Genomic DNA, 7,840 nt, shown 5'->3' with positions numbered 1-7,840 from the left:
ACTCCTGACTTCCTCACCCAGGCGGCGCGCCGCCTGGGTGAGGAAGTCAGGAGTCCAGCCGTTCCTCCAGACGGACGGTCACGGTGTCGCCTGCTTCTTTGCCGATCTCTTTGCGCACGTCCGCCTTCACCGGCAGCTTGTGTGTGCCGTCCCCGAGGGCCATGAACGAACTTCGGAACGGGTGCCCGTCGATCGTGCCGCGGACCTTCACCAGGCCGCGGGTGCCGAAGAACTGGGCCGACTCGGGCCACACGACGTAGGTCCAGCCGCCGTTTTCGGGGCTTTTCTGCAGGGTCGCAGTGAACTGTTCATCCATCACGCATACCGCCTGTTCAGGAGCTTTCGATGACAATGAGGCCATTGCCGTCCGGGTTCCGCACAGCGAACGCGCACGGGCGGTCGTGGCCGCCGGTGTGATGCGGGTGTACCGCTCATCCCATGCCTCCGCTGCCTTGATGTTCACCAGCTAAGACGGAGGCAGGCGGGGAATCTCATCGCTGGCACGGGTGTGACTTCGCAGCCGCACGCTGCCCATCGGGCAGTGGTGAGTGGCACGCATCGGGCTGCCATGGCGGGCTGCCGCGTCGGGCGGTCATGAGCCGGCGGTCATGAGCCGGCGGTCTGTGCTCCGATGCCGTGGGCGAGGAGGCTCTCGGCGGTCTCCGCGATGGTGTCCTCGATGGGCCGCGCCCGCCACCCGAGAAGTTTCTCCGCCTTGCCGCTGGTGGCATCGAGATCCCGGCCGAGCTGATGCCTGAGCAGACGCAGCTCCGGGTTCACGGCGCCCAGCGCGCGGGCGAGCCACACGGGCAGTTCCCGGGTCGGGGCCTTCGCTGCGCGCTCGCCCAGGCGGTCGTGCAGGATGCGCGCGATGTCGAGGACGCGCAGGCTGTGCCCGGCGACCGCGAGGAAGCGCTCACCGGCGGCGGCCGGATCGGTCATCGCGCGTACATGCAGATCCGCGACGTCGCGCACGTCGACGAAGCCCATCCCGAAGGGAGGGCACGCGGGGACCCGCCCTTCGAGCATCCTGCGCACCAGACGCAGCGACGGCGGGTCGTCCGGGCCGAGGAGCGGTCCGAGGACCCCCACCGGATGGATCGCCGCCAGTTCCATGCCGGCGCCCTCGTCGGTCATGAACTGCCAGGCGGCGCGCTCGGCGAGTGTCTTGGACCGCTGGTAGGGCGGGATGTCGCCGTCGACGTTCGTCCAGTCCTCCTCGGTGAACGGAGCCGTACGCCTCGGGTGCCCGATGCCGATGGCGCCGAAGGCGCTCGTCAGGACGACCCGCCGCACGCGGGCGTCGCGGGCGGCGCGCAGCACGCGCAGGACGCCTTCGCGCGCCGGGACCACCAGTTCGTCGTCGTTCGCCGGTGTCCGGCGCAGGGTCGGCGAGGCGACATGGAGGACGAAGTCGCAGTCGGCGACGGCGTCGTCCCAGCCGTCGGGGTGTTCGAGGTCGGCGCGCACGACCGTGAGCCGGTCGTCGTCGAAGGGCGCCGCCGCCCGGAGCCAGGAGCGCAGTTCCGGCTCGCGCCGCAGGTCGCGGACCGTGGTGCGTACGGTGTGCCCGGCGTCGAGCAGGGCCAGGACGCACCAGCTCCCGATGAATCCCGTTCCTCCGGTGACCAGTACCTGTGCCATCTTCTTCTCCTCAGCTCATGAACCGCATGTCAGGGGGCGGGGGCGTTCGACGGGGCTCATGCGAGGGCCATGCCGGGAACGCGCCGGCGGATGGCTTCCATCTCGGCCTCGTCGGAGACGCCCTGCCAGTCGTGCCGGGGGGTGTACGGGGCTTCCAGGGCGCGCACTTCGTCGTCGGCGAGTTCGATGTCGAGGGAGGCCACGGCCTCGTCGATCTGCCGGATCGAACCGGCGCCGACCAGGGGCGCGGTGACCACCGGCTGGTGTCGCAGCCAGGCGAGGGCGATCTGTGCCCGGCTGACACCGCGGGCGTTCGCGGTCCGCCCGACCGCGTCGATGACGGCGTGGTTGGACGCCTCCTCGGCCGGCGAGTAGAGCAGGTCCGCGTAGGCACCGTCCGTCTCGGAGCGCGCCGTCGAGTTGGCTTCGTCCCACGGGCGGGCGAGGCGCCCACGGGCCAGCGGCGACCAGACGACCGTACCCACGCCCTCGTCCAGGCACAGCGGGATCATCTCCCGCTCCTCCTCACGGGCGAGCAGGTTGTAGTGGTCCTGCATCGACACGAACCGCGCCCAGCCGTGTTGCCTCTGCAGGTGCAGCGCCTTCGCGAACTCCCACGCGTGCATGGACGACGCGCCCAGGTAGCGGACCTTGCCGGCCTTCACCACGTCGTGCAGCGCTTCGAGCGTCTCCTCCCACGGGGTCGAGTGGTCGTTCCGGTGGATCTGGTAGAGGTCGATGTGGTCGGTGCCGAGGCGGCGCAGGGAGTGGTCGACCTCGGTCATGACGGCCTTGCGTGACAGGCCGCGGCCGTTGGGGCCCGGCCGCATCGGGTGGCGCAGTTTGGTGGCGATCACCACGGCGTCGCGCTCGGCGAAGTCCTTGAGCGCGCGGCCGAGGATCTCTTCGCTGGAGCCGTTGGAGTACATGTTGGCGGTGTCGAAGAAGTTGATCCCCGCCTCCAGCGCGTGCCTGACGAGCGGGCGCGCCTCGTCCTCGCCCTTCGACCAGACGGGATGGCCCCGGTCGGGTTCGCCGTAGGTCATCGCACCGATCGCGATCGGGGACACGTCGAGGCCGGTCGTGCCCAGCTTGATGTAACGCATGGCGCTCCTTAGAGTATGCGGAGAGGTCTCCACATACGGTAGTGGAGAGCTCTCCACTTAGCAAAGCGAGGTCCCGTGGTCCGTTCCGACGCCCGTGAGAACAGGGCACGCATCCTCACCGCCGCGCGCGAAGCACTCGCGGCGGACGGCAGTACGTCGCTGAACCAGATCGCCCAGCGTGCGGGGGTCGGCCCTGGCACCCTCTACCGCAACTTCCCGACCCGCGAGGCACTGGTCCTGGCCGTCTACCAGGACGAGGTCGCACGCATCACCGGCGCGGTGACCGGCCTGCTGGAGCGGATGCCACCCCTGGAAGCGCTCCGGCACTGGACGGCCGACCTGGTGGAGGCCATGCGCAGGAAGCACGGCCTGGGCGACGCCCTCGGCCCGGGCGCGCACCAGGCGATCAGCGAGCACAGCTACGGCCCGGTCGTCGCCGCGATCACGGAACTCCTCGACGCCGGCAAGGCGGACGGGAGCATCCGCGCGGACGCCGATCCGCGCGACTTCCTCCAGCTCACGGGCGCACTGTGGCGCGCTGCGTCCGGCCCCGAGGACCGAGCGCCCCAGATGCTCGCGCTCATCCTCGACGGCCTGCGCGCGCACCGGTGAGGGCCGGGTGCGCGACTGCCGTGCATCCAGGGCCCGCGCCGGCTGATCCGCCGTGCCTCCACCCGATGAACTGTCCGAGTACGCGCGACCCAGGCCCGCGAGCACGGCCTTCGACCTGACCGTCGGACACGACCAGGCCGAGCCGCCCGTTCAGGAGCTCGGCACAGCGGATCCCCGGCCAGACCGGGAGCGGCGCGGATGAGCAGGACGCGACGGGCCCCCATCGGGCGGGCCCTCAAGTCCCGCCGCACAGCGCCCAGTTCACATGTGGAAGGCTTGCGCCGTGACGATCGACAATCTGACAACCCTGCACGGTCTGCCGGTCTACGACTTCCCGGTCGAGGGAGAGGAGAACGGGCCACTGCCTCCGGCGGGCGAGGTCGCCTGGAAGCTCTCCCGCTACCAGCTCCTCACGGACGGCGAGTCCTTCGAGACCTGCTGGAACCGCTTCCTCGACACCGTCGACCTTCCGCAGGTACGCGCCCTGGTCCTGGGCTCAGGCGCCTACGGAACCGAGGACGACGGAGACGATCCCGCCGAGACGGCCGGCCGTCTCGTGGCCGCCTCCAGCCGTCTCACCGGACTCGAAGCCCTCTACCTCGCCGATGTCACCTTCGAGGAGGCTGAGCTGTCCTGGATCGTGCAGGGCGACGTGACCCCGATCCTGGCCGCCTATCCCCGCCTCCAGGAGCTGGGGGTACGCGGCTCGGGCGGCGGCTTCGACGACGGCCCGGGGCTGCGGCTGACACCCCTGCGCCACGAACACCTGCGCGTCCTGCGCCTGGAGAACGGCGGTCTGCCCGGAGAAGTGGCCCGCGCGGTGGCCGCCAGCGATCTGCCCGCGCTGCGCCGCCTGGACATGTGGCTGGGCGCGGACTACTACGGCTGCACCACCACCCTGGCGGACCTCGCCCCCATCCTCGACGGCGACCGCCTGCCCGCCCTGCGCCACCTCGGCCTGCGCAACAGCGAGATACAGGACGAGATCGCCGCCGCCCTGGCCGCCGCCCCCGTCGTGGCCCGGCTCACCTCCCTGCACCTGGGCCTCGGCACCCTGAGCGACACCGGCGCCGAAGCCCTCCTCAGTGGCCAGCCCCTCACCCACCTGGAGGAACTGGACCTGCGCCACCACTACCTCTCGGAACCGATGATGCAGCGCTTGCGCGAGGCCCTGGAGCCGTCCGGCGTCAAGGTCGACCTCGACGGACGTGAGCAGGGCACGAACCGGTACGTGGCGGCGGGCGAGTGACCTGCCACCACGGCGGACACGAGCGTGGGTCCGCCTGGCCCCGATCGTCCTGCCCGGCCTGTACGGCATCGGGGTCGGCGTAGTCCGAGCCGCCGAGGCCCCTCGGCTCCGGCCACCGCGCCCGCCTGGGCGGGTCCTCGCCGGTGGACACGGTCGCGGCTACGGCGAGCCGTTCAACGCCGCTGCGCCTGATACGGGCCCACGGAGGACCCGTATCAGGCGGTGGCACCCCACGGGCCCCCGGCCCTACTTCGTTTCCAGGGACTCCTCGAAGAGCTGCTCTCCGTCCCAAGGCACCTCAGCACAGGGCTCCACCGCGCCCTTCACCGCGTACACGCTTGCGGCAGGGCTGATCCGGCCCGCCGGTTCCGGCTCCTCGAAGACCAGGGAGTCACCACGACGCAGTATGTACTCGTGCTTGGTCGTCACAGAGGGGTCGCCCGATGACGTCAGGATCCAGCGCGGCTGGTACAGCTCACCGCGAGGCTGCGCGCAGACGTAGCCGCTCCTGGGCTTGTCCACGCTCACGATGATGCCCTCGGCCCGGAGCCGCTCGGTCAGTTCCTCCTTCTCCTGCCCGCTCAAAAGGATCTCTTCCATGCTGACCGTGACACTGCCGTCCCCGTGCCGTTCGACGGCGAACGCCTGCGCCCCTCCCGTCGACGCCGGCAGCGCCAGAGCGCCCCCCGCCACGGCGACACACGCCGCGAGGGCGACCAGCGCCCGGCGAGTGGTGACCGTGCGACGGCCGGTCGGCTCCGCAACCGGCAAGTCCTCGGCCCTGAGGGCGAGTTCCCGCTGGAGTTCGTTCAGCAGACGGTCCTCGAAGGTCTTCGTCGTCCTGGCGCTCATGCCTGTCCCTTCGCGTACGTGAGTGCTGCCTGCTGCCCGCCGACTTCGGCCGCCGCTGAGCGCAGCGACCTGCGCGCCCGGTGCAGCCGCACCCGGGCGGTGACCTTGCGTATGCCCAGTGCCGCGGCGGCCTCGGTGACACTCAGCTGATCGACGGCGACGAGTTCGATCACCGCGCGCTCGCCGTCAGGGAGCCCGGCCAGGGCGGTCAGCGCGCGACGCCCCGCCTCCTCGGCGTCGAGCTTCTCCTCCAGCCGGCCGATGTCGTCGCCCTCCAGCAGCCGGCGGCCGGCGATACGGCCCCCGAGCACGTTCTGGCGCGCGCTCCTGCGGGCCTCCGTGGCCACCACGTTGCGTGCGATGCCGTACAGCCAGGCCGTCTCGCTGCCGAGGTCGGGGCGGTAGGCGCGGGCGGAGTCGATCACCGCGAGGAAGGTCTCGGCGGTGAGATCGGCGACGGTGTGCGGGTCGGTGACCCGCCTGGCCATGAAGCGGGTGACGGCGTCGACATGGCGGCGATAGAAGACCTCGAAGGCCGCCGGGTCGTACATCTCTCCCGGTGGGCCGCTCCGGCTTCTGCTGTCGGATGCCAAGGTGTGAACCTCCCGTTGTCCGTCCTGCTGTCACCTCTACTTGGAACGGGGGGCCGAATGCGTTACAGGGCGGCCCCGGTGCGATCGGCCGGCCGCCCGTTTCCGCCGTGCCTCCTGAACTGTCCTCACTCGCCGGCCAATGACTCAGGACGCGACAGGGCCCGCGCGCCACCCGACGGATGCCTGTCAAGGCCTCCTGGGCGCAACGACATCGGCCTGCGTCACCAACGTCCTGTCGCGTGTAACCACTAGGCGTTGCTCCAGCCGCCTGTGCTGCGATACAAGTCCAGCAGGTCCACCACGAAGAGGAGGGTCGAGCCCGCCGGGATCAACGGTGACGGCGACTGATTGCCGTAGCCGAGACGTGGGGGAACGATGATCTCGCGTCGACCGCCGACCTTCATCCCCTTCACCCCACGGTCCCAGCCCTTGATGACCCTGCCACCGCCCAGGGCGAACTTGAACGGCTGGCCCCGGTCCCAGGAGGCGTCGAACTCCTTCCCGGACTCGAAGGTCACCCCGACGTAGTGAACCCTCACCACCATGCCCGACTTCACTTCGACCCCGTCCCCGACCATCAGGTCCCGGATGGTCAACTCGGTAGGCGCGGCACCCGTCGGAACGACGACCTCGGGCTTCGACAGTTCACTCATTGCACCCTCATCGCTTGCCGCCGCATGCCCGCCGAACGGGCCGTCCGGACACCTGAGATCCATGCGGCAGATGGACACGCTATCGGCAGTGCGGACGGGCGCCGATCCCCGACTCACACACAAAGACGAGTACTATCGCGTTTCGAAAGAAACGCGCTAGTATCGCGTTCGCCTCGATGTCGGCCTTCAGCGCCCCACCGCATCGACGAGTTTCCGAGGAGTCCTATGGCTACCCTGCTCTCTCCCCTCCTGGACCTGCTGACGCTTCAGGGCACGGTCACCGAGACCGAACCTGTCGCCGCCCGGTTCCGTCGCCTGCGCATCGAGGGCGAGGCCCTGTCCGGGCTGACCGTCCGCCCCGGACAGCAGGTGAGGGTCATGATCGGCGACGGGCTGACTCTGCGCACGTACTCGATCTGGCGTTACGACCCGGAGGGTGCCGTCGAGTTGTGCGTACTGGATCACCCTGGGGGCGGCCCCGGGGCACGGTGGGGGAGCGGCGCCACAGTCGGCGACCGGGTCCGCATGCGCAAGCCTGAAGGGACGTTCACGCTGCGGCCCGACGCCGCGCACCACGTGTTCGTCGGGGAGGAGACGGCGTCGGTCGCCTTCAGCGCGATGCTGGGAGCACTGCCTGACGGGGCACGCATCTCCGGCTGCATCGAAACGGAGACGGCTGCCGACCGGCTCCCCCTGCCGTACGCGGACCGCCTCAACTGGATCATCCGCAATGGCACTTCGCTCCCGGATGCGGTGCGACGTCTCGCCCCTGAGCCAGGCGGGATCGCGTACGTCGCCGGCGAGGCACGGACCGTGCAGCACGTGCGGCAGGTCCTCGTGAAGGAGGCCGGCTGGGACCGACGAGCGGTACTCACCAAGCCGTTCTGGACACCGGGCAAGCGCGGGATGGAGTAGAGCAGCACCGCACCTAGGCTTCCAGGCCTGTCGCCCCGAGCCCCGACGCCCGCAGGCGGGCCCGGTCTCGTACGACTTGGCCCGGGGCCCGTACCGCTCCGGCGCATTCCGCGACGGGACGCCGGTGCGGTTACCGAACCGCATGCCCTCGATCAACTGTCGCCTGGTCCCTTTGGCCCCGGCGAACGAGCGTCGGCCGGGCTGGAAGACCAGCCC

Annotated in this window: 9 protein-coding genes; 3 read left to right on the top strand and 6 right to left on the bottom strand. The window is 70.3% G+C overall.

Annotated elements, in window-relative coordinates; translation table 11 throughout:
- Window positions 1–46: 46 nt before the first annotated feature.
- From ACFWGJ_RS39085 to ACFWGJ_RS39075, 3 genes are all read right to left on the bottom strand, one after another.
- A complete protein-coding gene (locus ACFWGJ_RS39085) occupies window positions 47–316 on the bottom strand; it encodes a DUF1905 domain-containing protein (protein ID WP_387333715.1) in 270 nt (89 codons plus the stop codon).
- Between the two features lie 290 nt (window positions 317–606).
- On the bottom strand, window positions 607–1,644 hold the full coding sequence (locus ACFWGJ_RS39080) for an NAD-dependent epimerase/dehydratase family protein (RefSeq protein ID WP_387333712.1): 1,038 nt from the start codon (window positions 1,642–1,644) through the stop codon (window positions 607–609).
- A 56-nt stretch (window positions 1,645–1,700) separates the two neighbouring features.
- A complete protein-coding gene (locus ACFWGJ_RS39075; protein WP_387333711.1) occupies window positions 1,701–2,750 on the bottom strand; it encodes an aldo/keto reductase in 1,050 nt (349 codons plus the stop codon).
- A 75-nt stretch (window positions 2,751–2,825) separates the two neighbouring features.
- Between ACFWGJ_RS39075 and ACFWGJ_RS39070 the strand changes: the two genes are divergently transcribed.
- On the top strand, window positions 2,826–3,362 hold the full coding sequence (locus ACFWGJ_RS39070) for a TetR/AcrR family transcriptional regulator (protein WP_387333710.1): 537 nt from the start codon (window positions 2,826–2,828) through the stop codon (window positions 3,360–3,362).
- Between the two features lie 283 nt (window positions 3,363–3,645).
- On the top strand, window positions 3,646–4,611 hold the full coding sequence (locus tag ACFWGJ_RS39065; protein WP_387333708.1) for an STM4015 family protein: 966 nt from the start codon (window positions 3,646–3,648) through the stop codon (window positions 4,609–4,611).
- A 246-nt stretch (window positions 4,612–4,857) separates the two neighbouring features.
- Here ACFWGJ_RS39065 and ACFWGJ_RS39060 read toward each other — a convergent pair whose 3' ends face one another.
- The 3 genes from ACFWGJ_RS39060 to ACFWGJ_RS39050 form a co-directional block, all read right to left on the bottom strand.
- On the bottom strand, window positions 4,858–5,463 hold the full coding sequence (locus tag ACFWGJ_RS39060) for a hypothetical protein (protein ID WP_387333707.1): 606 nt from the start codon (window positions 5,461–5,463) through the stop codon (window positions 4,858–4,860).
- Window positions 5,460–6,014, bottom strand: a complete 555-nt coding sequence (locus ACFWGJ_RS39055; protein WP_387333713.1) for an RNA polymerase sigma factor — start codon at window positions 6,012–6,014, stop codon at window positions 5,460–5,462. The genes ACFWGJ_RS39060 and ACFWGJ_RS39055 overlap by 4 nt, the downstream gene beginning before the upstream one ends.
- A gap of 290 nt (window positions 6,015–6,304) precedes the next feature.
- Window positions 6,305–6,709, bottom strand: a complete 405-nt coding sequence (locus ACFWGJ_RS39050; RefSeq protein WP_387333706.1) for an FKBP-type peptidyl-prolyl cis-trans isomerase — start codon at window positions 6,707–6,709, stop codon at window positions 6,305–6,307.
- A gap of 225 nt (window positions 6,710–6,934) precedes the next feature.
- Between ACFWGJ_RS39050 and ACFWGJ_RS39045 the strand changes: the two genes are divergently transcribed.
- Window positions 6,935–7,624, top strand: a complete 690-nt coding sequence (locus tag ACFWGJ_RS39045; RefSeq protein ID WP_387333704.1) for a siderophore-interacting protein — start codon at window positions 6,935–6,937, stop codon at window positions 7,622–7,624.
- The last annotated feature ends 216 nt before the right edge of the window (window positions 7,625–7,840 follow it).

It is taken from the genome of Streptomyces sp. NPDC060205, from assembly GCF_042728395.1.
Classification (GTDB): Bacteria; Actinomycetota; Actinomycetes; order Streptomycetales; family Streptomycetaceae; genus Streptomyces.
The sequence above is the reverse complement of the archived record's forward strand: the minus strand, read 5'-3'. Positions and strand labels throughout refer to the sequence as shown.

Coding starts and splice junctions, on each gene's coding strand:
- ACFWGJ_RS39045 (WP_387333704.1), top strand. CDS start 6,935: ATGGCTACCCTGCTCTCTCCCCTCCTGGACCTGCTGACGCTTCAGGGC.
- ACFWGJ_RS39080 (WP_387333712.1), bottom strand. CDS start 1,644: ATGGCACAGGTACTGGTCACCGGAGGAACGGGATTCATCGGGAGCTGG.
- ACFWGJ_RS39085 (WP_387333715.1), bottom strand. CDS start 316: ATGGATGAACAGTTCACTGCGACCCTGCAGAAAAGCCCCGAAAACGGC.
- ACFWGJ_RS39055 (WP_387333713.1), bottom strand. CDS start 6,014: ATGTACGACCCGGCGGCCTTCGAGGTCTTCTATCGCCGCCATGTCGAC.
- ACFWGJ_RS39075 (WP_387333711.1), bottom strand. CDS start 2,750: ATGCGTTACATCAAGCTGGGCACGACCGGCCTCGACGTGTCCCCGATC.
- ACFWGJ_RS39060 (WP_387333707.1), bottom strand. CDS start 5,463: ATGAGCGCCAGGACGACGAAGACCTTCGAGGACCGTCTGCTGAACGAA.
- ACFWGJ_RS39050 (WP_387333706.1), bottom strand. CDS start 6,709: ATGAGTGAACTGTCGAAGCCCGAGGTCGTCGTTCCGACGGGTGCCGCG.